The organism is Streptomyces sp. GC420 (assembly GCF_009916105.1).
Classification (GTDB): Bacteria; Actinomycetota; Actinomycetes; order Streptomycetales; family Streptomycetaceae; genus Streptomyces.
In genome coordinates this window covers 1-1,634 of the sequence record NZ_JAAAXQ010000727.1, presented here as the reverse complement: position 1 = coordinate 1,634, position 1,634 = coordinate 1, and the positions used below count along the sequence as shown (strand labels likewise).

Here is a 1,634-nt window from a genome sequence, read left to right as displayed (position 1 = left end):
GGGTGGGGCTGCTGATGCGGTTGCTGATGCGGCTGCTGGGGGCCGGGCTGCTGCGGGGCGCCCTGTGGGTGCGGTGCCTGCGGTCCGTGCGGAGCCTGGGGGTGCGCCTGCGGGGGGTACGGCTGCTGAGGGTACGGCTGCTGTGGCACGTGCCCGCCGGGACCGGGCTGCGGGGCGGGCATCTGCTGCCCGGGCATCGGCGGCGCCATGTGGGGCGGTGGGTTGTTGCCGTCCGCCATCCACAGACCTTGCGCCTGCTGGGCCCGTGCGAAGTCCTCGGCCACCATCGCCGAGAGGTTGAAGTACGCCTCACGGGTCTTCGGCCGCATCATGTCGAGGTCCACCTCGGCACCGGCCGCCAGGTGCTCGTCGAACGGCACCACGACGACACCGCGGCAGCGGGTCTCGAAGTGCTGCACGATGTCCTCGACTTTGATCATCTTGCCGGTCTCCCGGACTCCCGAGATGACCGTGATGCTGCGCTGCACCAGGTCCGCGTACCCGTGCGCGGAGAGCCAGTCGAGGGTGGTGCTCGCGCTGCTCGCCCCGTCCACGGAGGGCGTCGAGATGATGATCAGCTGGTCGGCGAGGTCGAGCACGCCGCGCATGGCGCTGTAGAGCAGGCCCGTGCCCGAGTCGGTCAGGATGATCGGGTACTGCCTGCCCAGCACGTCTATCGCGCGCCGGTAGTCCTCGTCGTTGAAGGTCGTCGAGACCGCGGGGTCCACGTCGTTGGCGATGATCTCCAGACCGGAGGGCGCCTGGGAGGTGAACCGCCGAATGTCCATGTAGCTGTTGAGGTACGGGATCGCCTGCACCAGGTCGCGAATGGTCGCCCCGGTCTCACGGCGCACGCGGCGGCCGAGGGTCCCCGCGTCCGGATTCGCGTCGATCGCCAGGATCTTGTCCTGCCGCTCGGTGGCGAGGGTCGCGCCGAGCGCGGTCGTCGTCGTGGTCTTGCCGACGCCACCCTTGAGGCTGATCACCGCGATCCGGTAGCAGGACAGGACAGGTGTCCTGATCAGCTCGAGCTTCCGCTGCCGCTCGGCCTCGGCCGCCTTGCCGCCGAGCTTGAACCGCGAGGCACCGGAGGGGTTGCGGCTGCTCTTCGCCTTCTGCTTGCCGCGCATCAACCGGTCCGACGACAGCTCGACGGCCGCCGTGTAGCCGAGCGGCGCTCCCTGGACGGTCCGCTGACGCTGATCCGGCGTGACGGTGGGCCACGCGGCGCCGGTGCGCGGGTCGACGGGGGCGGCGGGCGCGGCCGGGGGTGTCGGCTGCCCAGGCTGCGCGGGCTGCCCCGGCTGCTGTCCCTGGTGGGGGAACCCGTAGGCGCCCGGCTGGGCGGGGGAGTCGGGCGCAACCGGAGCCTGCGCGGGCGCGGGTGCGTGGCCGGGCTGCTGCTGGTGCGGGAAGCCGTACCCGGGCTGCGGCGGCTGCGGCCCCTGCCCGGCGGGGGCCTGCGGGACCTGCGGAGGCAGCGGGGCACTCGGAGTCGCGGGGTGGCCGGGCTGTTGCTGGTGCGGGAAGCCGTACCCGGGAGGGGCCGGCTGGGGCGCTTGGGCAGCCGGCGGCTGCGCGCCCGGCTGACCGGGCTGAGGGAACCCGTAGCCGGGCTGCGGGTGCTGCTGGGC

General features: G+C 73.0%; 1 protein-coding gene. It reads right to left on the bottom strand.

The features are described from left to right. The coding region (locus GUY61_RS38175) for a MinD/ParA family protein (protein ID WP_166634872.1) at positions 1-1,634 on the bottom strand (1,634 nt) is incomplete at both ends.